Origin of the sequence: Leptospira fluminis (assembly GCF_004771275.1) — a bacterium.
GTDB lineage: Bacteria > Spirochaetota > Leptospiria > Leptospirales > Leptospiraceae > Leptospira_B > Leptospira_B fluminis.
The window spans coordinates 135971-160439 of record NZ_RQEV01000018.1; the positions used below are offsets into that span (position 1 = coordinate 135971).

The window sequence follows — 24469 nt, forward strand, 5'->3', positions numbered from 1 at the left end:
TAACCTTCATATTGTCTACTTCGGAGTAAGATGAAAAGTAAAAAAACGAAAAGGGAAGGAAGGATAAATAAATCGGTGCGAACTCCGCCTTCGAACGGATTTTCAGGATCCAACAATTTCGCTACTATATACGATTCGGAGAATCGAAATCAATTTCTTCAGGATTTGGGAATGAGCGAAAGAGCTGCCATTTTAGGATATACAGTTTTCAGCCAGCGATTTGCTTCCCGGAAACGCTCGAATTCCCTTTCTTTTTTTTTGAATTCGGGTCCGTGTATTACGTTTCTGTTTTTCCATCTTAGCACCGGATAAAGGTGATGTAGGATTTCATGATGAACGATATGGTCGATCACGAATTCCGGAACCCCAGGATGATCCAGTACGGGACTGATCCGGACCGTTTTCGTTTCCCGATCGTAGGTGCCGAGTCTCCTTTTTCCCATACGGGGAGACCACTCGATCCGTACTCCTTCCAGATCATCCCGTTCAAAATATAAGCAACGGATTCGTGAGAAAACTCTTTCTAGATCGTAGTGTTTTCCCAGAGGAGAATAGATTTTAGTACGATGAGGTTTGTAGGATTGTCTATTAAGATAGTTCTGTACGGATTCCTTCCAATCGGAATTTTCCGCCCGACCTAAAATCCTGGAAATCAGAAGTTTCGCTAAACTTTCCGCAGTTGTTCGGTCTGCCGCTAAGAAGGATTCGTGGATCTTTCCGGATAGGATGCCTTTTTTCCAGAGGAGAGAACTGCTTCCGTTTCGGTAGGGATAAAATTTCAGTTCCACTCTCTTGATTTCGGGAACGGATTTTTCGGAAAACTTCGATAAGGAAATCCAGGTTTCGTAAAGTAGAGTATTCCAATCCACGGCATCTTTCATTCTTAAGATCCGAAAAAATCCCTGATTCTTTTTACGGTTTCGTTTTCCGGCGATCGAGCATCGGAAAGGTTTCGAAGGCCGGGAGAACTTCCTGACGGTTTTTTTCCGTCGTAAAAACGTTTGTCGAGTATTTTGTCGGGCTCTTTCAGTTCCTCGATAAAACGGGAAACTCGGTTGAACGTATTTCCTCCCCGTGAGAGGGAGGTTTGCGGGTAGGTGAGGAGAAGGTTTTTTCTCGCACGGGTAATTCCTACGTAGAACAGTCTTCTTTCTTCCTCTATGTTCTTTTCCCCTCTTCCGGAGGGAAAGGAACCTTCCGTTACGTTCAGTAAAAATACCGTATCGAATTCCAATCCTTTCGCGGAATGGATTGTGGAGAGGACCAATGTTCCTTCTTCTTCATCCTCAGGAATCAGTTTTTCCAAGCTTCGCGTCGGACCGTCCAGGCTCATTTCCACTAAAAATTCGTGAAGAGTTCCGTATCTCTGGGAAAGCGTAAGAAACGAATTCAGATCCTCGAATCTTCGTTTCGGATCGTCGTATTTCTTTTCCAAAAGAGGTTTATAAAATTCTAAAAATCTTTCCAGGGTAGAAATCAGATTTCCCTCCGAGGAAAGTAAACCCGAGAGCTCTTCCAGCAGAGCAGTCGGGGATTTTTGGCGGTTCAAGACGGCGGAGAGATTTCCGGAAAGGATTTTCAATTCGTTTAATATGACTTTGGCCTTTGCAGGTCCGATACTCGGTAAAAGGAGCAAAACCCGTAGCCAAGACACGGAATCCATCGGATTTTCCCGGATCCTGAGAAGGGCGAGGAAATCCTTTGCATGCGCACTCTCTATGAATTTTTTCCCTCCGAATTTTTGGTAGGGAATATTCCGGGCATTCAGGACCAATTCGAGCTGGTTGGAATTCCAGCCGGAACGGAAAAGTACCGCCATTTCCGAGAGCGGGATTCCTTCTTCTCTTCTTTCCAGAATCCGGTCCGCGATTCCCTCCGCCTCTTCCAGCTCATCGGAAAAGCCCAATAGAAGGGGTTTTTGGGCATCCTCGTTTTTGGTATAAAGGTATTTTTCGTATTTCTCCGAGAAATTGAGCAACACTCCGTTCGCTAAATTTAGAATGGAAGGGGTGCTTCTGTAATTTCTTTCCAGATAAATCGTCTTAGTGTTCGGAAAAATCTTCGGAAAATCGAATATTCCTTTTACGCTCGCTCCGCGAAACGAATAGATGCTTTGTGCATCGTCGCCCACTACGAATATGTTTTCGTGTTCGGAGGCGAGTAGACATGCGATATGCGCCTGTAATTTATTGGTGTCCTGGTATTCGTCGACCATCAGGTATTTGTACTGTTCGGACAGTTTTTTGCGCACGGAATCGTGTTCCGACAATAAATCCCTGACGAAGAGCAGGAGGTCGTCGTAATCCAGCAAAGACCTTTCTTTCTTATAGGATGCGTATTCTTCGAATATCCTCTTAATGGAGGATTCTTGGTCTAGAAATTTGGGATATTCCGATTTTAGAATGTCTTTGAGTTCTCTTCCGGTGTTGATACAAGAGGAATAAACGGTTACGAGAGTTTCGTTGGCGGGAAACCGGTTTTTTTGATTCGCGTATTCTCCTTCCGAACGGACGAACTGAAATACGTCCGAAGCATCCGTCTCGTCCAATATGGAAAATTGAGGGGAAAATCCAAGAACCGGAGCGTATTTTCGAAGGACATGAGCCGAGAAGGAGTGGAAGGTACCGGCGTGAACTTTGGAACAACGGTTGTCCAATAGGGCAACGGCTCTCGTTGACATTTCTCGAGCCGCTTTTCTCGTAAAAGTCAGTAAAAGGATGTTTTCCGCCGGAACTCCGAGGGAAACCAATTTGGCCAAACGATGGACTATAGTTTTGGTCTTTCCCGTTCCTGCGCCTGCGATGAGAAGTACCGGACCCTCGGTGGCTTCTATGGCTTCTTTCTGTTTTTTGTTCAGCTCTTCCGGGGCGGTCATGGACGAATTAATGGTGGTGGTGGTGTCCCCCCTCGCCGTGAACGTGCCCGTGGGTCACCTCTTCGTCCGTTGCCTCTCTGGTATTTATGATCTGCACGTCAAAGACAAGATCCACTCCGGCCAGAGGATGGTTTCCATCCACGATAATGCTTTCCCCTTTGATTTCGGTGATCGTATATACCGTATCGGGTTCGTCCGTCTGAAACATCATTCCGACGGTAAGTTCTTCGTCCTGAGGGAATTGGCTCTTGGGAACGTCGAAAATCAATTCCGCATTCTTCTTTCCGTATCCTTTGTCCGCGTCCACGGAGATGACTTTCTTATCTCCGGTCTTAAGATGTTTGATTTCTTCCTCCAGACCCGAGATGATCTGGCCCACGCCTTCCAAGTAGGAAAGCGGATGACTTCCTTCCGAAGAATCGATCAGATTGCCTTGCTTGTCTTTTAATGTATAGTGAAACGTAACGACTCTTGGATTCATGAGATTGGAAGCTCCAGTTTAGGGGGGTTCCCCGGGATCGGGATAGGAAGGAAAGTTTCCGGTACCGTCTAAACGGTAGTTTATTCCCAGACGGTGTCGGGACAATCAGATTTTTTACCGGCGGTCAAAAGTCGTAGGAAATTTCCACTCCGAAGTTTTCAAATTCCTTGATGAATTGCTCCACTCGGTTCGCCAAAAAAAACCAGGAATCGCGATGGATGATATCTTCCAAATAATTCAGGAAGCGGCCGGAGTTGCTGCTGGCAAAAGCGGCGTCATCCGTGTAATTCAAAAGTATGGTAAAGGAAAGACAGCGCAGAACCCGATCCTGTGCGGGCAGTTCCCGCAGGGCGGGCAGCTTCGGTTCCTGCAGAAGTAATCTTACTTTGGAATTGCCGTCCGTGACGTATAGATTGTAGTCCACGGAATTGGGAACTCTTTCTGCCGAATAAACCTTCATTTTACCGACCTAATTTTTTTCTTCCTATTCGGAAGGAGGGAAGCGCGCTCGTGAATGAGACAAAAGCCGGTTCCTATTTAGGACTATCCGCGTAAAAAGTCAACGGTAAAGACTAAAAGTTTGCCGAGAGTGCGTCATAAAATGAAAATCGAATTCCGAAACAATTTACGATTTTCTTGTAAACTCCGTAGGGCTTTCGTCGTCTAAAGCTTTCTTCCGTATCGATCCCGAAATCGAATGTTTTTCCTAATCTCTTCGCCTTAGTTTTGTTCGGTGCCGATTTTTGCCGCGGCAAGATATCCTTCCAACATCGCTCTCTTGGCGTCTATTCCGGACGCGTCCTTAGCTCCTCCGATCAAGTAGCTCGGAACATTCGGTCTCTCTTTTCGAAACGACTCATACAAGGAGGCCTCGCTGACTTGTCCCGCGCAAAGAATGATTGTATCACATTCCAACGTTTTGACTCCGTCTTTTTTGGTTTCGACGACTAATCCCTGGTCAGTCACTTCCTTATAGACGAGAGAGCTGTGGAACTCCACTCCTTTGGACTGCAGTTCCTGCAATAAGGCCCAAGAGGTGGTTTGGCCTAAGCCTGCTCCGACTTTTCCGTTCCTCCTGAGAATGGAAACTTTTCGTCCCGATTTTTCCGGAATGATATGCGCTTCCGTATAAGACCCTACGTTGTATCTGTGGAAATAGGTAGGGATGTCCGGATCTTTTTCCTCCGTCAAGCGATGGGCTACGTCGACTCCGATCCCTCCGCCTCCGATGATCGCAACGGATTTTCCCGGACGGAAATTTCCGTTCAGGAATTCCACATAGCTAGCGTGCGGTTTCTTGTCCAGGCCGGGAAGTTTCAATTCTCTAGGTAGGACACCCGTGGCAAATATCACCGCGTCGGGTTTCAGTTCGTCCAGAAGGGACAGGTCTGCTCTCGTATTCAAACGGATGTCCACTCCTAATTTGGGGAGTTCGCTTTGAAAGTAGCGCACGGTTTCGAAGAATTCGAATTTTCCAGGTATAGCAGCGGCCAAGTTCAACTGTCCTCCGAGTTTTTCAGAGGCTTCTAAAAGAATCACGGAATGCCCTCTGAGCGCTGCGATCCTGGCAGATTCCATTCCTCCCGGACCGGAACCCACGACGACGACCTTCTGTTTTCGGGCTTGCGGAAGTCGGCTCCAGTCCAATTCGCGATTGGCTCCGGGATTTACGAGACAGGATACCATCTCTTCCTTAAACGTATGATCCAAACATGCTTGGTTACAGGCGACACAAGTGTTCACTCGTTCCGCTTCGTTGGCACGGATCTTGTTCACGATCTCCGGGTCCGCTAGGAAGGGACGAGCCATACTTACTACGTCCGCTTCTCCGGAGGACAATACCTGAACGATGGTTTCGGGCATATTGATTCGGTTGGATGCGATGATGGGAATGTCAGGCACGGCTTGTTTGACCTTATGGGAAATTTTCGCCCAAGCCCCGCGAGGAACGAGTTGGGAAATCGTAGGTATCCTGGATTCGTGCCAGCCGATCCCGATATTAAGAGCGTCCGCTCCGGCGGCTTTCAGTTCGTTGCCTAGGGCGGCCACTTCTTCAAACGTAGGGTTTCCGGGAATCAGGTCGATTCCGGACATCCGTACGATTACGGGAAAACCCGGTCCTACCTGTTTCCGTACTTCCTTCATGATTTCCACCGCGAACCTACGTCTGTTTTCGGGCGTTCCGCCGAATTCGTCCGTTCTCTTGTTTGTCACTTCGGAAAAGAATTGGTTTACCAGATAACCTTCGGAAGACATGATTTCCACCGCTCGGAAACCGATCTGTTTGGCCCTCAATGCAGAGCTCCCGAAATCGCGGATTGTCCTCCACGCTTCTTCCGTAGTGAGTTCCCTAGGGACGAATCGGTTGATCGGAGCTCGAATGGCGGAAGGGGCCACTAATTCACGAAGATAGGCGTATCTTCCGGCATGGAAGAGCTGTGCGCAGAAAATTCCCATCGGCTTCAGGGCGCCCGCCACCTGTGCGAGTTCCTTACAGTCCTCTTCTTTTTGGAAATCGAAAAAGATATTCGATCCTTTGCCTTCCTGGTTTACGGCGATTCCGCCGGTGGTGATGAGGCCAACTCCGCCCTCGAAACGCTTGCCGTAAAACGCGGTCATTCTGTCCGCAGTGGAAGGCAATCCTTCCAGGCCGAGGTGCATGGAGCCCATAATGATACGGTTCGGTAAGCTTTCCGATCCGATTTGAATGGGTCGAAAAATGGAAGAAGTATCTAATGAGGACATAGGCGGTATCGGCTCCTTGCCCGTTCTAAACAGAACGAGTGTTCTACTAAGTGAATATTCGGGACGGAAAAAATTCCCGCAAGGGTTTTTTCGTTTTTTTTAAGAGGTCCGAACGTCGTTCGTTTGGTAATGGAATCTTTCGCAGGCGTCCCGGTTACGAGAGAGAAAATCTATTTAAGGCCGAGATGTACGCTTGGGAACAGGCTTCTATGATGTCGGTCGAACTTCCTTTTCCAACCACTCTTTCTCCGTCTTTTTCCAGAGTGACGGAAGCTTCCGCCAATGCGTCCTGGCCTTCCGTCACCGGAGAGATCACTAATCTGGAGAGTTGGGCATCGGAGATGGTCGCCTTCTGGATGGCTTTGAAGATGGAATCCACCGGACCGTCTCCCGTGGCGGACTCCTCCTTCGTTTTTCCCTGAATGGAGATCCGGATACTCGCCGTGGGAGTGCTTTTCGTTCCCGTAGTTACATGAAAACTTTCTAATACGTATTTGTCCTCGGCGGATTTTCTGGACTCGTCCGCAAAGAGTGCACGGATGTCCTCGTCAAAAACTTCCTTTTTGCGATCGGCAATTTCCAGAAAACGTTGGTAGGCGGCCTCTAATTCCTCGGCCTGAGGGGAAAAACCTAGGCGAACGATCCGATCCTTGAAGCCGGCTCTTCCGCTGTGCCTACCTAGAACCATCCTATTGGAATGTATTCCGACGGATTCCGGAGTCATGATCTCGTAAGTCTCCCGATTCTTCAACACTCCGTCCTGGTGGATTCCGGATTCGTGCGCAAACGCGTTCGCGCCTACGATAGCCTTGTTCGGTTGGACCACCATTCCGGTGATGGTCTTAACAAGATAAGACGCTTTTGCGATCTCTTCCGTTTTGATTCTGGTCTGTACTCCGAACGTATCCTTTCTGGTGCGCAGGGACATGATGACTTCTTCCATCGCGGTATTTCCCGCTCTTTCTCCGATCCCGTTTACCGTACATTCCACTTGGCGGGCGCCGTTTCGGATGGCCGCAAGGCTGTTCGCGGTCGCGAGTCCCAGGTCATTGTGGCAATGTGCGGAAAAGATCGCTTTGTTCGATCCTGCAACCTTGGAAATGAGATATGAAAATAGCTCCCCATACTCGTACGGAGTCGTGTATCCCACAGTATCTGGAATGTTGACGGTCGTCGCTCCCGCTTCGATCACGGCTTCGCAGAGTTCGCGTAAGAACTCTTTCTCCGATCGAGTCGCATCTTCGGGAGAAAATTCCACATCTTCCACGAATTCCCTACAAATGCGGACCGCTTCCACCGCCATCTTCAGAACTTCGGAGGGCTCTTTGCCTAGCTTGTACTTCATGTGGATGGGAGAAGAGGCTAGGAAGGTATGAATTCTTTTTTTCTTTGCGGGAAGAATCGCTTTGGCGGCCGCTTCAATGTCTCCGCGTACAGCCCGAGCCAAGGCTGCGATCGTAGGACCTTCCACCTCTCTGGAAATTCTTTCGACCGCCTGGAATTGAACTGGAGAAGAGACCGGGAATCCGGCTTCGATGACATCCACGTTCATTTGCGCGAGATGCAATGCGATTTCGATTTTCTCGTTTTCGCTCATCGCGGCGCCGGGGCATTGTTCTCCGTCCCTTAGAGTTGTGTCGAAAATCCGTACGTAGTCCAAATTAGGGTGGTTCATGCCTTCTCGATTCCTAAGTTCCAAAATTCCCGCACAAATCCAGACGTAAACCGAATAATCGATAGGAAAAGCCGAGCAATTCTATTTCCTTAGACGAAAAACGCCTTATGGACGGACCGCAATTCTTCGCCTCTTGCCTGCTCTCTACGGATTGTATCCGAGCGGCACAACTGTATGCGGACCTTTTCCAAGGAAGCGTTTTGCGTTCTTCTCCCGGACATTCGGAAATACTCTTTTCCGAGACGGCGCGGGTGATTTTTAGCCGTGAGTCCGAAGAGTGTCCCGTGTTTCCCGGTACGTTAGTCTGGAAGATCGAAAAAGGGAAGATTCCGACTTTTTCCGATCTTCTTTTGAAAAGCGGCTTTTTTCGGGAAAGAGTCGGATCGCTTTACGATTCCTTTTTGGACCCCTGGGGAAATAGGATCTGGTTGTATTTTCTAGACGAATCGGAGAAGACGCTTTAACCGGGGTACGGTTGGTTGTCCTCCCGTCCTTCGAGAAGAGCCTGCTCCGCCAATTTATGAGCTTCCTCTCCCAAATACCGTTCTATGAAGGAGTGGGAGAGATAAATGACCGGAGTAATCGCGATCGCGATCACCATCTTGTATACGAAGTTTGTGGAAGAAATCGAATTTAAGACTCCGAATTCGTATTGCCCCCAATAAGCGACGAAGATCACGACATAAGAATCCAGCAATTGGGAAACGATGGTGGAACCCGTAGCCCTTAGCCAGATAAACCGATTTTTGGTTTTTTTTCGGATCAGGTGAAAGATTTGGATATCGATCAATTGTCCGATAAGGTAGGCGATTACGGAACCGGCGATGACCTGTCCCGTATTGGTAAAAACGGTGTGAAAGGAGGGATCGTCTACGGGAGAGTTTTCCACCGCAGGTATATTCATGTCGATTTGCAGTAGAAAATACGCCAGTACGATCATCACCATTCCGACTAAGGTAAGGTAACGGACGCCTCTTCTTCCGTAGTATTCGTTGAGTAGATCCGTAACGATAAACGTTACCGGAAACGGGATCACTCCTATCGTCATCGTAAATCCGAAAGCCTGGATCCATTTGGAGCCAGTCACTTCCGCCATCAAGAGAAAGGTCAGGAAGAGGGCGCTCAGGGCAAAGAAGAGTTTGAACGGCTTATGGAACTGCATCGAAGGAAATTTTTTCCCGATCGAAGGACTGTCAATCAAAGAACCTCCCGGTTTTGGACAAAGATTTGACTTCTTACCGGGTAAAGAATCACTGGAAAGCAGTCGGTGCTTTATTTTTTGCCTCCGAGATTCGATAAATACATAGAGCTCAAATGAAATCCTACGAAGAAGCCCATACCCCCGAGGAACTCAACCGTCCCGTCCCGTACTTGCCTAAGAAAACCTCCGGCTGGCAAACCCTGTTTGTCAGCGTTCTTTGGTTCTGCTTATCCGGAGTTTCCTTCTATTTGGGTGTACAGGCTTTAAAGGCCCAGCATTCCGAAAAGAACGCCAATCCGATTGCCGTAGACCAAGCGAAGCCTTTGCAATTGGCGAATCCGAGTGTAAAGTCTTCCTTATCCGACCTCGGCCTCTGGGACTCACTAGGCAAATGGTGGAATTCTACGGAGCTATTTCCGACGGAAGGCTCAAAAGAAACGGGAGTTTCCTCCGGAAACGATTCCAAGCCCGCTCTTCCTCAAAACGATGACGAAGTATCCTTTCGTGCTTCCACTTGGTTTTCGGACTATGAGGCGATGAAGAAAACCGTCCATCTTTACAATGAAATCCACCCTTTTATCTACGGTTTCAAAGGTAGAACGACGAATAACGGAGATCTGTACTCCTTATGGGGTGCCTCCCAAAAGCACGCCCGGGTCGCGGAACTACGCAGCCTGAATCCTAGAGTGAAGATCATTCCGACGATTTTCCGTTGGGAAAATAAGAACGAGAAGATCTCCGAAAATATCGGAATGAACGGTCGGAACGATATCAGGGACAGACATATCCAGAATATACTCTACGAAGTGGATACGTACGGTTTCGACGGGATAGACATCGACTACGAAGGGATGTCCTGTGAGAAAAAGGAAAAATTCGAAGAGTTCATCGTAATTCTTTCCAAAGAGATTCACAAACGGGGAAAAATCCTTTCCGTTGCCGTTCACCCTAAGACCTCCGCAAAAAAGAGCGGCCTCAAAGCTTGCAAGGGACTGAACGAAAAGATCAACATGGATTTCGCCGAAAACTGGCGCGGTCCTATGACTCACGATTATGCTTTCCTAGCGAAACATGCGGATCGGATCAAAGTGATGGCCTACGAATTGCATCCTAGAAAATACCGCAATCCGGGGCCGGGACCCCAAGCTCCGAACGTATGGATCCGGAACATCATCGAATACGCTAAAGAAAGGGTTCCCGCTAAAAAGCTATATATGGCGATTCCGACGTACGGTTACGACTGGGCCCTAAATTGCAATGCTAAGATCAAATCCGTTTATTGGTCCGACGCGTTGCGGCGCCAACAGATAGGCGTGACCCGTCAGCCTACCAATATCGATAAAGTGCTTGCAGAGAGCAAAAATTCCAATTCCTGGACCAATCTTTCCCGCTTTAGTTGGGTTCATGAAGGAAAAACCTACGAGGATCCCAGCATCTGGTATCATTCGGAAGGATGCGATCGCGTAGCCTTCTTTATGAACCGTAAGGCTTTCGAAGAGAAGATGACCTTATTGCGTTCGTACGATCTCGGCGGATTTTCTTTTTGGCAACTTTTGTCCGATAACGACCCCGGAATCAGTACGTATCTGGAACTATTAGTCACGAATAAATTGCCTCCTGTTCCTAAGGCACAAACCAAACCGAAGAACCCGGACGTCAAGCAGACGGCTCCGGAGGACAATCAGGATCAGGAAGAAGCGAAAAATAACCAGGACCTTGTCAAAAAGTAAGGAAACAAAAATCTCCGAAGATCCCTCCGAAGCTGCAGAGGTTCTCCAAAGAGGAGGGATCGTCCTTTTCCCCACCGAAACGGTATACGGGATCGGCGCCGATTCCAGAAACGCCGAAGCTTGTTTACGGATTTATAAAATTAAAAACCGCCCGACGGATAACCCGTTGATCGTACATCTTGCGGACACGGATTCCATCGCAGGGATCGCTCGTATGAATCCTGGCGCCTTGATATTGGCCGGAGAATTTCTCCCAGGGCCTCTCACGATGATCCTGAAAAAATCGGATCCGAAAGTCTATTCGACCGGATTGGACACGATCGGCGTCCGGGTTCCGAGTCACGGAGCCGCGCATAGGATGCTTTCCGCATTTGGAGGTCCGGTTTCGGCCCCTTCCGCGAATGTTTCCGGGAGACCTTCGATTACGAGAATGGAGGACGCGATCCAAGAGTTTGCAGGGGAGGTGGATCTGATCCTAAAAGGAGAAGATCCTAAAATAGGATTGGAATCCACCGTAGTGGACCTTTCCACGGAACCTCCCAAACTGCTTCGTCCAGGAGCGTATGAATTTTCGGAATTGAGTCGTTTTTTACCGGATCTCGTTTTAGCGGAACCCTTGGGTTCCGGAGAAAAACCGGCGAGTCCGGGAATGAAATACAGACATTACGCGCCCGATTGCAGGATTTTTCTGGCTACAGGCATGGAAACTCCGAGTTCCGACTCGGCTGCCATCGGAATCGGGATCGAAACGTCCGGCTGGGCATATGCAATTTCCGTTAAAAACAATTCGGAATATATGAGGGAATTATATTCCTTCTTCCGAGATTGCGATGCGAAAGGAATCCAAGCTGCGTTCTGTTTTCAGCCGTTGTTCGAACCGGGAAGGGACGCGCTTTTAAACCGTATCACTAAGGCGGCAGCGGCGAGTTAATTAACGTTTTGCTAATTTTTCCGCCAATTCCGAAAAGTAATGCGGTCCTTCGTCTCGTAATTTTTCCAAAGAGTCGAAATCGGGAAGGCCCAGAGTTCGGAGGGATAGGCTAGGCTTTAATTCCTGGATGAGGTCCTTCCAACTATAGGTTCCGGGGAGATATCTCACTTCCACTTTTGTCAAATCCAATTTCTCTTTGATTCGGTCCAGCGTTTCCAGGAAGGAGGAACAGGAGTCCAGATAGCCACCCTGTAAGAAACGCGTTCCCAAGAAGACCCTGCCTTCTCCCCATTTCGATTCTAATTCTTCTTTCGTGGTCTTTCTAGCCGAAGTGACTCGGGAATAAAACAGATCTCTCGAACGGGAAACTTCCTTTTTGAGGAATGCCGCCGATTTCGGTCCTAATTTTCCGTATTCGGAAAGGATGTCCCGGTAAGGATAAAACGCGATTCTTTCCTTCTTTACGCCTAGTTTATCGTATAAACCCTTTAGATCGAATCGAAGCATGACTGCTCCGATGGAACCTACGACGGAATAGGGCGAAGCATGGATTTCTTCTCCTCCGCAGGCCAGGTAGTAGCCGCCGGAAGCCGCCACGTTGAGAACATAGGTGAAAACGGGTTTTTTTTCCGAAAGCTTTCTAATTTCACGATAGATGAGTTCGGAAACCAACGCCGACCCTCCCGGAGAATTCATTTCCAGCACGACCGCAGCGACCTTCGGATCTTCCCGTAATTCTTTTAACAAATTCTGATAATATCTATAGGAGACCTGTCTGGATCGGAATTCTTCCTCTCTTCCCAGATCGGGTAGGATATTTCCTTGTACGGGGAGAATCGCGACGATGGGATAGGATTTCGAAATCGCGGAAAACCTCACGAGTTTGGAGTGTAACCTAAGTCCTTTGTCAGCGAGTTTTTTGTAGTTCGGCTTTTCCGGCTTTCCTTCCTTTTCGTTCAGGTAATCCTCATAGAGGTAATTCTCCCGGAATTCGTCCTCTTCCAGGAGCGCCGTCAAAAAATTCCCTTCCAGGAGGGATTCGGAGCTCAAGATCGGCCGCTCCAATACGGAAAGGGAAAGTCCGGAAGTGGAGGCGAAACTTTCCTTCAAAAATTCCCTTTGGTCCTTCAGCAAATTTTCCAGGTTTTTCCGAGCCGGAGCGGAAAAGGAGGAACGTTGGAACGTTTCTCCGAAGGATTTAAAGGCTCCGCTTGCGTACGTCTCCACTCCCACGCCGACCTTTTTTGCGGCGTCTCCGAAGAAGTAAGCCTCCGCAGAAGGGAGAGTCGGAAAGAATTCCGATGCGGAACTGGAATATCTTTCTTTGCAATAGGAAAGTAATAGAAGAGATTTTGTTCCTCCGCCGAGGGAATATCCCGCAGTCGTGATCCCTTTTTCGTTCAGGGCTTGGATGGATTTGCAGAGATTCCAGGTTTCTCCATAACCGTATTCGGGAGCTTCGAATAGAAAGGAAACCTTTTGCAATCCAGGGATCTTGGAAAGTGCACGCATCCAAAGGAGAAAATCCACAAAGAAAGGTTCTTCTCCGCCGGATACGAACATCTTTACGAACCAGGATTTTCTTTCATAAGAGAAAGAAGAGGGAACCTCCAAAAAGAAATGATTTCCGTTTCGAAAGCGGAAAAGAACCAATCTCCAGAATTGTAATAGAAGTCGGATCGGTAAAAAAACGAATGAAACGATGGAGAAAAACATGGGCGGTTCCTTTTGCCGACCAATGTATTTTCCGTGCGAAAGTAGAAAACGGATTTTTGCCCGTGGAAAACCGCTTTTCAGTCTAAGGTTCGGGAATTTCTCTGAACACGAAGAGGGTACTAGTTTGGACCATATCCGGATTCGAGGTGCGAGAGAACACAACTTAAAGGACGTCAGTCTGGACATTCCCAGGGACAAGCTAGTGGTGGTCACCGGTCTGTCCGGATCCGGAAAATCCTCTTTAGCTTTCGATACCATCTATGCGGAAGGGCAAAGAAGGTATGTGGAAAGTCTTTCCGCATACGCCCGGCAATTTTTGGGTCAAATGGAAAAGCCGGATCTCGATCTGATCGAAGGATTGTCTCCCGCGATTTCCATAGAACAAAAAACGACCCATCGAAATCCTCGGTCCACGGTCGGGACGGTCACCGAAATCTACGATTACTTGAGGCTTCTCTATGCAAGAATCGGAAAGCCCCATTGTCCGATATGCGGCACTCCGATCCAGTCCCTTTCGGTGGACCAGATCACCGAAAGAATCCTGTCTTATCCTGAGGGAACCAAGTTGCAGCTTCTTTCCCCGATCGTTTCCGGTAAAAAGGGGGAGCATAAGGATATTTTGGATAAAATCCGTAAAGACGGGTTCAATCGCGTGCGGATTAACGGGGAGATCCGTACCTTAGACGAAGAGATCGTGCTAAAGAAAAGTTTTAAGGCCACGATAGAGATAGTAGTCGACCGATTGGTGATGAAGGACGGGATCCGCTCCAGGTTGGCGGACTCCGTAGAAACCTCTCTCAAACAATCCGACGGAATTCTGATCGTGGACGACGGAAAGAAGGATCATATTTTTTCCCAAAAATTGTCCTGCCCGAATCACCCGGAGGAATCCCTTCCGGAACTTTCACCTAGATTATTCTCCTTTAATTCTCCGTACGGAGCTTGCGAAACCTGCGACGGATTGGGGAGTCTCCTCGAGTTCGACGAGGATCTTTTGGTGACGGATCCCGAACTCTCCCTGGTGGAAGGTTGTATCGAAGCATGGGCCGGGGCAAAGAGCAACAGCTATTGGTTTTTGACCACTGTCCATTCCATGGCAAAGACATTGAAGTTCGATTACAATACTCCTTGGAAAAAGTTGCCTGAGAAGGTGAAAAAGACGGTGCTTTACGGAGATCGTAACCTAAGGATCGATTACGATTTTAAAAAGGAGAACGCCCGCTACGAATTCAGCCGGGAATTCGAGGGAGTGATTCCGAATCTGAAACGAAGATACAAGGAATCTTCGGAGGCGAGAAGACAGATGTTGGAAGGATATATGACGAATCACGCCTGTCCTTCCTGTAACGGAAAACGTCTGAAACCGGTGACGCTGGCAGTCAAGGTAAACGATTTGAGCATAGACCGATTTTCCGCCTTCAGCGTGGAAAAAGCGTTAACGTTCGTGAAATCGATGAGATTGAAAGGAAGCGAGGAGGTCATTGCCAAACCCATTTTGAAGGAGATCCAACAAAGGCTGACCTTTTTGAACGACGTCGGGGTCGGTTATCTCAGTTTGGAGCGTTCTGCGGGTTCCTTGTCCGGAGGAGAAGCGCAAAGGATACGGTTAGCGACACAGATCGGTTCTAGATTGCAGGGAGTGTTGTACATTTTGGACGAGCCTTCCATCGGACTGCACCAGAGGGATAATACGAAGCTCATCAATACTCTTAAGGATTTGCGGGACCTCGGAAATACCGTTCTCGTGGTGGAGCACGATCAGGAAACCATGGAAGAGGCGGACTGGCTCATCGACATGGGACCCGGTGCGGGAGTTCATGGAGGAACGGTGGTCTGTGCAGGACCTCCTGCAGAAGTCGCCAAGAATAAGAATTCGTTAACCGGGAAATATCTTTCGGGAAAGGCGTTCATCCCGCTTCCGGAATCGGTTCGTCCCGGAAACGGAAAGAAACTCAAGATCCAGGGTGCTAAAGAGAACAATCTGAAAAACGTTACCTTGGACATTCCTCTCGGAAAATTGGTGTTGGTCACGGGTGTTTCCGGTTCCGGAAAATCCACTCTGATCAACGATATACTGTACAACGCGGCCGCCCACAAGGTGATGAAGATGCGCACCATCGCAGGAAAGCACGAAAAGATCACCGGCCTGGAAGAGATAGATAAGATCATCAATATCGACCAATCTCCTATCGGCAGGACTCCCCGTTCGAACCCGGCGACGTACACCGGGCTCTTTACCGTGGTTCGGGATATTTTTTCGGGTTTGGAGGATTCCAAGCTGAGAGGATACAGCCCCGGGCGTTTCAGCTTCAATGTGAGCGGAGGAAGGTGCGAAACCTGCGAGGGAGACGGAATCCTCAAGATCGAAATGCACTTTTTACCGGACGTATATGTGACCTGCGACGTATGCAAAGGAAAGAGATACAACCAGGAAACTCTGGAAGTGAAGTACAAGGGAAAGAATATCTACGAGATTCTGGAAATGACGGTGGAAGATTCCGTCAAGTTTTTCGAGAATATTCCCGCGTTGAAACGGAAACTCGAAACCTTGGACGAAGTGGGACTGGGTTACATTAAGTTGGGCCAACCTGCCACCACCTTCTCCGGCGGTGAGGCTCAAAGAATCAAACTGGCGACGGAACTTTCCAAGCGACCTACGGGTAAGACCTTATATATCTTGGACGAACCTACGACGGGACTCCATTTCGAAGACGTTCGGAATCTTATGACCGTACTCCACACGCTAGTGGATCGGGGAAATTCCATGATCGTGATCGAGCACAATCTGGACGTGATCAAGCAGGCGGACTGGATCATCGATATGGGGCCGGAGGGCGGAGAAGGCGGGGGGCAGGTCATTGCGGAAGGTACCCCTAAGGACGTAAGCAAAATCAAGGATTCCTTTACGGGCCAATATCTCCGGAAGGTTTTGGGTACGGACGGTAAAAAAGCCGGATAAGTGGTGGACCCTTTCGTAAGCGTACGGCAATTGGGGTTCTTAAGAGCTTATGCAAAAACTCCTAGAGAAGCTATCCTCCTTTCCTAAGGGGGAATTTCGTTCCGTATACAAACTATCCCTCCCGGAGATCGCGGATTCGGGTCTGCTTGAGGCCGTATCTAAAGGGGGCTTCCGGGAATTTCACAAAAAGCTAATTCTTCTTCCCGCCTTTCCTCATGGAATCGGCGTGGGCGTCGGGATCATGGCTCAAACGAACGTCGCGGGGAGGATTCTTCGCTTTGCCAGCGGCGAGGAGCCAGGGAGAAAATCTTCCTCGGAAACGAGAGAGCTTGCCTCCCGTTTATTGCAACGAATTTCCGGCGGTTTGGGAATCGTAGGCTTGGGAGTCAGCGAACCCGGTTGGCTTGGAAAGATCAGCAATTTAAAATCCTCTTCCAGAAGATTGGAGGACGGCTCCTTCGAATTGGATTTTTTCAAAGGTTTCGTTACCAATGGAGCGGATTCGGAAGGATTTTTAGTAGTCGCAAAAGGCCAAGAGGTTCCGTGCGGGGTCTTTTTCGTTCCTTCGAACCAACCCGGTCTAGTAGTGGAGGAATTCCATTTGGACTTTGCGCAAGAGGCGACCCATTGTAAGATCAAGGGAGAAAAGATTCGTGTCCCTGCGCATTATCTACTGTTCGAGGATTATTCCAAAATCGGACCGGATGTGCATCTCTCCGAAATGCTTTCCGCAGCAGTTCTTTTTTGCGGAGCGGTTCGTAAGATCGTAAGCGATTTGGGAGCTCGTTCCGACGCGAAGGAAAGTTCTTACGTTTTGGGGAGACTTTGGGATCTGAGCGGGCTTTTATTCTCGAAATGTCTGGAAATTTCCGCTAGAAAAGATGAGGATCCTCTTTTTAGAATCGAGGAAATCCATCCCTACGGTTATGAAACCGTGCTGGAGCTTTGCGGTTCCCTCTTAGATTCCCTGGACTTCCTGGACCGTAAAAAGGAATACCCCGATTTCGAGTTATTCTTCTCGATCCACCCCGCTAGAAGTCCAGTGTATCTGAAGAACCGGATCCGTCAAACCAGGGAGTGGAGAAAGTTCGGACGAATTTCCGATCAATGATGATGGTCCGGATGATCGTGGTTGTGGTGGCTGTGGCCCCATTCTTCCGGCTTCATTTCCTGTAGGGTCTTAACTAGAATCCCGTCCAGCTTTTCCGTTAGTTTGGGCTCTTCGAGTTGGAGATAGATCTGCTCGAATTTCCATTCCTCTCGAAGCATGCTATACGCCTCTTCTACGATCTTTTTGGGATCGGAGCCAGGATCGATCCCGAGACGGAAGGCGCAGGCTTGGATTCCCTTGGTTAGACTCCAGCTATGGAAAGTCAGGATGCTTTTGACTCCGGAAACCGATAGAACATCGCGTCGGAGGTGGTCCCATTCTTCGGGATTCGGAGACGCCTCCAAAAGAATAAGTAAACTTTCTTTGAAGATGGATCCTGCGGATTTGATGATGAGTATCGAGAGAAGGATACTGATGACCGGATCTATCCAATTCCAGTGCGTGTAGCGGATCAGTACCGCTCCGAGGAGTACGGCGACTGTGGCGAGCAAGTCGCTTAATACGTGGAGATAAGCGGATCTGAGATTAATATTGTCTCCCGCGACCCTTTTTAGGATTCCGACGGAGAGTAGATTGAACAGAATCGTGCCCAGACTAAAGGCGAACATCAGGTCCGGAGAGACGACCGTACCGGTATGTAGGCGGTCCCAGGCTTCGAATAGGATGAATGCGGAGATTCCGAAGATCAAAATGGAGTTTAGAAATGCCGTGATCACTTCCACCCGGAAATATCCGAAATTCATGGTTCGATTCGGTTTGCGATCGGCGAGCAGAACGGCGCTTAAACTCAGAAGGAACGCAAAGGAGTCCGAGACCACATGACCCGCATCCGCAAGGAGCGCTAGACTCTTGCTCGCGGAAGAGCCCCAGATTTCCCAAAAGAAGATTCCCAAGGACAAAAGAAGTGCGAGAAGTAAAGAGCCTACCGTTCCTTTTCGTTTGGGACGGAGAATCGTCTGTTTCAGAAACGGATCGGTGGAGAAAGCGTTTTTCGAGAGATGATCTTTCGACGAGGACGATTTGGTCATTTCCGAACCGTTCTTATTTACGCGGGACGACAACGATATCCACCCTACGGTTGAGCGCTTTGTTTTCGGGAGTATCGTTGGAAACGAGCGGTGCAAATTCTCCGTACCCTGCCGCAGAGAAATTCCGAGCGTCCAACTTTTTATCATCTAACAGGAAGCGAAGTACGGAAAGAGCCCGTTCCGTGGAAAGTTGCCAGTTATCCTGGAACTTCTTGGTCCGGATCGGCACATTGTCCGTATGTCCTTCCACCGTAATTATGTTTCCGGGGTAATTGGAAAGGATCTCCTTCACTTTGTCCAAGGCGGGAAGAATCTGTTTTTTTAAATCCGCCGATCCTGAATCAAAGGAGATTTGATCGTCCACGTTGATGATAAGACGTCCGGCAAATCTTTTGACTCGGATTTGTCCCTTCGAGATTTCTCCTTTCAGTTTTTCCTCCAGCTCGTCCGCTTGCTTTTTCAGGCGATCGTTCTCGTTCTTTTGGTTCTCGGACAAATCCTTGAGTTTCGCGATTTCGTCGTTCAAAGAAGCGATCCTTGCTTCCAATGAGGCGATCTTGGTCTCGTAGTCCTTTTTGAGATCCTCGGTTTTTTTGATGCAATCCCTCTTTTCCTGCTCCAAAGAGGACTTCAATTCGGAGATCAGGTCCTGGTACTTTTTGGATTGCTTGGCGTTTTCATCCAGGAGTTCCTTCTCCTTGTTGCTGCTTTTGGCCTTGAGGACGGCTATCTGATTTTCCAGGTTTTTGATCTGCTCTGCGTGTTGGTTTTTGTCCGTTTCCCGGAAGGACTTTTCGTTCGCGAGCTGTTCCTCCAAACTTTGGATCCGACCTTCCAGAGAGATTTTCTCCTTTTTGGAATTCTCGCTTTCGTTCCTGTAACGAGTCTTCAAGGAATCCAGTTCCAGCTCTAAGGCGACCTTTTCATTATAGAGTTTGTTGTATTCCCAAGGATAATAAATGACGTCGGCTTTCACCGGGAGGATGGAGACGGGTAGGAGAATCCAGAGAAAGATCGATTTTGCGCCGGAGATTTTCATATTGTTTTCGATGGACCTGGTTCCATTCTAAGCGGGCAAACGCCCAGTCAAATGAAAAACTCTCGGAAGAAAAATCGGAAAGTCATTGATGACTGGAAATCTTTTCGGAATCTGTCGGGAGAGGGGAGGTTCGGTCCAGATGGATGACAAACGCACTGCAAAGGATCCGGTTTCCGCAAAAGTCAACCTGCATTCCACGGACTGGCTGGAATCCCTCTCCGAAAGTATAGAATCCAAAGACAATTCCTACCTGCTCTCCTTTTTACAAGCAAACCACCCGGCGGATATCGCCGAGGTCCTGGAAAAATTGGACGAAGAGGAAGCGTTTTACGTTTTCCGACTTTGCGATTCCGAAATGCAATCCGCGATTCTCGTGGAATTCGACGAGGAACTGCAGGCAGATTTCATCTCTCGTTTGAACGTGCATGAAATTTCCCCCATCGTGGAAAATCTAGAGACGGACGAATTTACGAATCTGATCTCCGAGATCCCGAAGGAAAAGGCGGAAGAGATTCTGAACTCCTTGGATAGGGAGGATTCTTCCCAAATCCGGAAACAGTTGAATTTCAGGGAATACACCGCCGGTCGTTTAATGACCACGGAATTCGCAGCCGCGTATGAGACCGATACCGTCCGCAAGGCAATCATCAAACTGAGAAAAGTCGCAAAGGAAACGGACGATATCTATCTTCTCTATATAACGGACGAGGAAAATCACCTGAAAGGTTTCATCCGATTAAAGGATTTGTTTCTCGCTCCCCTAAACCAGAAAGTAGCGAAGCTAGTAAAGGAAGAAGTATTTTCGATCCATTACGACACGGATCAGGAAGAGGTAGCGCGGGTATTCCGGAAATACGACCTAGTCTCCGCTGCGGTTGTGGATGATTTGGACAGGATCATAGGAAGGATCACCGTCGACGACATTTTGGATATCGTTCAGGAGGAAGCTTCCGAGGATATCCTGCGGATGGGGGGAGTTTCCGAAGAGGAAAGATTGAATACTTCCATTTGGGATTCCATCCGCAGAAGGCTGATTTGGCTTGTGATCAATCTGGGAAACGCGGTGTTGGCCGCGTCCACGGTTTCGCTTTTCGAAGATACGATCCAATCGTTCGTACTATTGGCGGCATTGATGCCGATCGTCGCGGGAATGGGGGGAAATGCGGGAACGCAAGCCATCACGGTGGTAGTGCGTAATATCGCGACGGGAGATCTGAGTCCTAGAAATTGGGGTACGGGATTTCGAAAGGAATGTATCATAGGGGTGATCAACGGGATCACGATCGGTGCGATCGCCGGCGCCGCAGTGTATCTGTATTCCGGAAAATTGGCCTTGTCCTTGGTCATCTTTTTTGCCATGCTGGCGAATCTCATTATGGCCGCTTTGTTAGGCGCTTCGATCCCCATGCTTCTTCGCGTATTGGGAATCGACCCTGCGATCGCATCTTCCATTTTCGTGACGACTACGACGGACATTTTCGGATTTTTCTGCTTCTTAGGATTGGCCACATTATTTTTGGGTTATCTATGAGCGCGTTCCTTCGTCTTTATTTAAATATAGAAATGGATTGGGATTTTTCATGAGAGAAATAAACGGGAGGAGAGGAAAATCTCCTATTGCTGCTACATTCGTTTTTGCATCGGTCATTTTGCTTGCAGGTTGCGTTAGCGCTTCTAAACCGACGGGTGAGGATCTCAAATCGCAACCGTTGCCGAATCCTGCAGGCGAACTTGAGACCGTACTGGACGAGGAGGGGAACGAAGTAAAAATCACCACGAACGATCCCGCTTCCTTTCAAACGCTTTCCAAGGATTCGAGTGAATACTTTCGGGTCTATATCACGAGCGATCATTATAAGCTGCGCCAAATCCGCGGAGCGAAATTCATTCATAGAAAGGTCGATAAGGGCGGGGATGCACTCATCAGCGAGGAACTTGCCAAGTACAATCGGATTAATTTTACCGATGACGGGATCATTCTGGTGATCCTGAACGGTAACACCGGTGCAGTGGAAACGATCCGATTCAACACCAGAGTACCTAGAATCAACGACTTGGCGAAGGTGATCCAAAACGACGTGACTCGTTGGGCCATGGAACATTCCGAAGAAAAACCGGTGGTTACCAAATACCAAATCCACTACACGATCCGACTGGAAAATCGGAGTGGGACAACGAGAGATAAGGTGAAAGAAGACTTAAAGAGGGAAGTTCGAAAATAAGGATTTCCCCAGTACAATCCTAACAAAGGAGAAGCGGCGGAGAACGAAAAGGCCGAGAGCCTTCCACTAAAAACGGAATACTATCATAAGATCACTGAATTCTTCTTAGATACCTTCTACCCAAAGTTCTGCCCGAGCTGTAAGATCCAATTAACGAAGAAAATCGCAACGAGAGACTACCTCATCCGCTGCGAAGAATGCCACTACCTCACATCAAGACTCTCATACACTCCCCTCCACCATTTTAAACTGCCTCTGTGGGTATTCGGATACGTGCTGGAAGAAGCATACCTCCAAAGCCCGAAAGTTCTCACTGCCTCCGCGATTCAGAAGAAAACGGGAATCTCTTACAAAACGGCGCTACTTCTAAAACGCAGAATCCAAATCTTCGCGAGTGAACAGAAAGAGAACGTAAGAGACATGCTGTATTCAAAATTGCAGACGGAGAGTGAATTAGAATTTTTGAGAGAAAACCGGCGCATTGAATTTCCAAAACGATCTTTACCCCTGCAAAAGGTTCCAAACGGGAAGGGAGTTTATCTCTTCTTCGAGGGACTTAGGGGAAAACAGGCAACTTGTAGAAGAAGGAGAAAGTTTAAAAGTCGAATAGGTCTTTGGGTTTGACGCCGAGGCGAAGTGCTATGTGGATCAGAGAATGTATCGTTGCGTTCGAGATTCCTCTTTCGATATCTGTAAACGTCTTGTACGGAATTCCGTAAGCTCCGTCTTCCATATCTTCCTGAGTTAACCCTTTCTCAGTGCGGAGTTCTTTAATTCTAAGCCCTAATTTTTTCCTGAACGACTTTTTATAAGTCTCGATATCCACCGAGAAAACTTAATAAGGACTTTACAAAAAATACAGATGGTATACCATCTGCGTCGGGTTTATTTACCGTTTCCCGCTTCTATTTCGAATTTTCTTCGAATTTGACAAGGCCGAAGGCGTATTTTGACCCCTAAAATCAAATTTGGAGTAAGGAATGAAATCAAAGGGAGTTGGCTATCTATTCCAGTTCGTTGGAATCTTCGGAGTTCTATCTTTCTTTGGCAACTGCACGAATTTTCCGTTACGAGTAAGGAATACTCTTATGGAAAACGGGAATTCCATAGAAGCCTGCCTTGATTATCTATCAGGAAAGAAAACTTTCTTGAATACGGTGTTAGCATCCTTGTCGGTCGAGGATCAAAATTTAATCCAAAAAGGAGGACAGAAAATAAAGGTCTCTGTGCCTACCTTTTCGTTTAACCAGTATTATGGTCTGGGAAGAATCGCCTACGAGTTTCCGGAAGAAAAAGAACTGAGTGTATCCGAGATTTTAGAATGGAAATGCGCAGAGCATCTACGTTCACAATCAGAGGGAATTTTTCAAGATGCAGAATACATGTTCATAATGAATCCGAATAATATCCCTGTGATCTACAAAAGAGTAAAAGAGGCGACGGATTTATACACAAAAGTAGGTGCTTTAGTGCTTCCAAAATCTGATTTCGTTCGGAGAAATTTGTATCTTCCAATGATTTTCGGAATGAGTCGGGCCAACAGGAGTTATATCTTTGCATGTGACTTTTTGGAAGCAGCCGATAAGGTTGCACTTCCGGCATCGCTTAAGACTGTAGATGCGAATCTAAAAGCAGCGTTTCTGTCCAGTTCCTATATGATCGGAGATATACAGAGAAGGTCGCTTTGCAAAGCCCAGTATAAGTATAATTAAACTTTAAGGATTGTAAAGGGAATCGAGTGTGGGAAGCGTCTATTTCGTTCTTTTTGCTTTTATCCTTCTTTTCCATTGCCACCGGACGGATCTGAAAGGGGATCTTGTCCGGAATGCGGTCCTCAGATCGGAAACCCTCGCAGAAGATACAAACTGTCCGTGGGGCCTACCGATTCATACAATGACGATTGCAGGAATCGAGGAAAAAGTTATCCAAAGAGAAGGATACACTTTGCAACATAGCTCGTTATATAAGTCAGCTCTGTGGGTTTGCGAAGAGATCCGATCGGAAGAATTAACCGGTCCTACAAAGAGAAAGAATCGATTTTTACCTGACCCTGAATTGGAAAAGGGAAAGCGGGCAGAGAATTCGGATTATACAAATTCCGGATACGATCGAGGGCATTTAGCGGCGGCGGACAATTATAAATCCAGCCAAAGGCTAAACGACGAAACGTTCTATCTATCCAACATAGCCCCTCAGATTCATTCCTTCAATGCTGGAATCTGGAAAAGGTTAGAAGACGGGTCTAGAAACTGGGCGCGCAAATACGGATCTGTCTATGTAATTACAGGAAGCCTCTTTCAAGATGAACGGACTATCGGAGAGAATGAAGTTCGCGTCCCGACTCACTTTTTTAAGATCGTAATCCTTAAAAAGGGCGAAGATGAAATAGAAGGAGGAGTGTTCACCTTCCCTCATCAAAAGGCAGCACCCGGAACCAAATTGAAAGGAGCACTATATCCTCTATCTTGGGTGGAAGAAAGATCGAATCTTCGTTTCTTTCCTGCAAGAGGAAACTCAGATACGGAAATATTGCCTTTGCCTGATCTGTACGAAGAGTGAAGCTTTTTAGAAAATCGGCTTCGATTTCTTCTCGATTCAAATTCTCAGAAATTCGAATGTCGAATCCGATAGTAAAAAGACGAATTTCGGGCGTTCCTAAGTTGCCTGTTCTTTAATGGATTTCCAGAAATCGGTAATGGGACTTATCTAGTAGTCCCAAAGGGCGAAAATTTCTCGCCTGATCTTGATGCCTGTTT

The 24469-nt window shown here is 47.8% G+C and carries 20 protein-coding genes; 9 read left to right on the top strand and 11 right to left on the bottom strand.

Annotation, left to right across the window (positions count from 1 at the left end):
• Positions 1–158: 158 nt before the first annotated feature.
• The 6 genes from EHO61_RS17035 to EHO61_RS17060 all read right to left on the bottom strand — a co-directional run bounded on the left by EHO61_RS17035 (position 159) and on the right by EHO61_RS17060 (position 7776).
• A complete protein-coding gene (locus tag EHO61_RS17035; protein ID WP_135814758.1) occupies positions 159–881 on the bottom strand; it encodes a SprT-like domain-containing protein in 723 nt (240 codons plus the stop codon).
• A gap of 2 nt (positions 882–883) precedes the next feature.
• Positions 884–2875: an ATP-dependent helicase gene (locus EHO61_RS17040; RefSeq protein ID WP_135814759.1), complete on the bottom strand. Its 1992-nt coding sequence runs from the start codon at positions 2873–2875 to the stop codon at positions 884–886.
• Between the two features lie 7 nt (positions 2876–2882).
• Complete coding sequence (locus EHO61_RS17045; protein ID WP_135814760.1) at positions 2883–3356, bottom strand: FKBP-type peptidyl-prolyl cis-trans isomerase; 474 nt, start codon at positions 3354–3356, stop codon at positions 2883–2885.
• 124 nt (positions 3357–3480) lie between these two features.
• On the bottom strand, positions 3481–3816 hold the full coding sequence (locus EHO61_RS17050; protein ID WP_135814761.1) for an LIC14007 family protein: 336 nt from the start codon (positions 3814–3816) through the stop codon (positions 3481–3483).
• Between the two features lie 260 nt (positions 3817–4076).
• Positions 4077–6101 (bottom strand): oxidoreductase, encoded by a 2025-nt coding sequence (locus tag EHO61_RS17055; RefSeq protein ID WP_135814762.1) that lies wholly within the window; start codon positions 6099–6101, stop codon positions 4077–4079.
• A gap of 154 nt (positions 6102–6255) precedes the next feature.
• Positions 6256–7776, bottom strand: a complete 1521-nt coding sequence (locus tag EHO61_RS17060) for a 2-isopropylmalate synthase (protein WP_135814763.1) — start codon at positions 7774–7776, stop codon at positions 6256–6258.
• Between the two features lie 107 nt (positions 7777–7883).
• Here EHO61_RS17060 and EHO61_RS17065 point away from each other — a divergent pair, with 107 nt between their 5' ends.
• Positions 7884–8240 carry a hypothetical protein gene (locus EHO61_RS17065; protein ID WP_135814764.1) on the top strand — a complete coding sequence of 119 codons (357 nt, stop codon included), beginning with the start codon at positions 7884–7886 and terminating at the stop codon, positions 8238–8240.
• On the opposite strand, the gene EHO61_RS17070 is transcribed toward EHO61_RS17065, so the two are convergent.
• Complete coding sequence (locus EHO61_RS17070; protein ID WP_135814765.1) at positions 8237–8938, bottom strand: queuosine precursor transporter; 702 nt, start codon at positions 8936–8938, stop codon at positions 8237–8239. The two genes, EHO61_RS17065 and EHO61_RS17070, sit on opposite strands and share 4 nt — an antisense overlap.
• A 152-nt stretch (positions 8939–9090) precedes the next feature.
• Here EHO61_RS17070 and EHO61_RS17075 point away from each other — a divergent pair, with 152 nt between their 5' ends.
• Positions 9091–10707 (top strand): glycosyl hydrolase family 18 protein, encoded by a 1617-nt coding sequence (locus EHO61_RS17075; RefSeq protein WP_135814766.1) that lies wholly within the window; start codon positions 9091–9093, stop codon positions 10705–10707.
• Complete coding sequence (locus EHO61_RS17080) at positions 10694–11638, top strand: L-threonylcarbamoyladenylate synthase (RefSeq protein WP_135766130.1); 945 nt, start codon at positions 10694–10696, stop codon at positions 11636–11638. Before EHO61_RS17075 ends, EHO61_RS17080 begins: the two co-directional genes overlap by 14 nt.
• On the opposite strand, the gene EHO61_RS17085 is transcribed toward EHO61_RS17080, so the two are convergent.
• Entirely contained in the window at positions 11639–13354 is a 1716-nt protein-coding gene (locus EHO61_RS17085) for a S49 family peptidase (protein ID WP_135814767.1), read from the bottom strand.
• A 124-nt stretch (positions 13355–13478) separates the two neighbouring features.
• Between EHO61_RS17085 and uvrA the strand changes: the two genes are divergently transcribed.
• The gene (uvrA, locus tag EHO61_RS17090; RefSeq protein ID WP_135814768.1) at positions 13479–16313 is read left to right on the top strand and encodes an excinuclease ABC subunit UvrA; all 2835 of its coding nucleotides are present in this window, start codon (positions 13479–13481) and stop codon (positions 16311–16313) included.
• A gap of 49 nt (positions 16314–16362) precedes the next feature.
• Positions 16363–17424 carry an acyl-CoA dehydrogenase middle domain-containing protein gene (locus EHO61_RS17095; protein ID WP_135814769.1) on the top strand — a complete coding sequence of 354 codons (1062 nt, stop codon included), beginning with the start codon at positions 16363–16365 and terminating at the stop codon, positions 17422–17424.
• On the opposite strand, the gene EHO61_RS17100 is transcribed toward EHO61_RS17095, so the two are convergent.
• Positions 17418–18452 carry a cation diffusion facilitator family transporter gene (locus tag EHO61_RS17100; protein WP_135814770.1) on the bottom strand — a complete coding sequence of 345 codons (1035 nt, stop codon included), beginning with the start codon at positions 18450–18452 and terminating at the stop codon, positions 17418–17420. The two genes, EHO61_RS17095 and EHO61_RS17100, sit on opposite strands and share 7 nt — an antisense overlap.
• Before the next feature lie 13 nt (positions 18453–18465).
• Positions 18466–19491 (bottom strand): OmpA family protein, encoded by a 1026-nt coding sequence (locus tag EHO61_RS17105; protein ID WP_135814771.1) that lies wholly within the window; start codon positions 19489–19491, stop codon positions 18466–18468.
• A gap of 139 nt (positions 19492–19630) precedes the next feature.
• Here EHO61_RS17105 and mgtE point away from each other — a divergent pair, with 139 nt between their 5' ends.
• Together mgtE and EHO61_RS17115 are read left to right on the top strand one after the other, a co-directional pair.
• Positions 19631–21022 carry a magnesium transporter gene (gene mgtE, locus EHO61_RS17110; protein ID WP_135814783.1) on the top strand — a complete coding sequence of 464 codons (1392 nt, stop codon included), beginning with the start codon at positions 19631–19633 and terminating at the stop codon, positions 21020–21022.
• 49 nt (positions 21023–21071) lie between these two features.
• Positions 21072–21713, top strand: coding sequence for an LA_2219 family laminin/E-cadherin/plasminogen-binding protein (locus EHO61_RS17115; RefSeq protein WP_135814772.1), 642 nt, complete (start codon positions 21072–21074; stop codon positions 21711–21713).
• 595 nt (positions 21714–22308) lie between these two features.
• On the opposite strand, the gene EHO61_RS17125 is transcribed toward EHO61_RS17115, so the two are convergent.
• On the bottom strand, positions 22309–22539 hold the full coding sequence (locus tag EHO61_RS17125; RefSeq protein WP_135814773.1) for a helix-turn-helix domain-containing protein: 231 nt from the start codon (positions 22537–22539) through the stop codon (positions 22309–22311).
• Positions 22540–22693: 154 nt separating this feature from the next.
• On the opposite strand from EHO61_RS17125, the gene EHO61_RS17130 reads away from it, so the two are divergent.
• Both EHO61_RS17130 and EHO61_RS17135 read left to right on the top strand, forming a co-directional pair.
• Positions 22694–23425 carry a hypothetical protein gene (locus EHO61_RS17130; RefSeq protein WP_167884899.1) on the top strand — a complete coding sequence of 244 codons (732 nt, stop codon included), beginning with the start codon at positions 22694–22696 and terminating at the stop codon, positions 23423–23425.
• Positions 23426–23606: 181 nt separating this feature from the next.
• Positions 23607–24272: a DNA/RNA non-specific endonuclease gene (locus EHO61_RS17135; RefSeq protein WP_135814775.1), complete on the top strand. Its 666-nt coding sequence runs from the start codon at positions 23607–23609 to the stop codon at positions 24270–24272.
• Positions 24273–24469 lie beyond the last annotated feature (197 nt).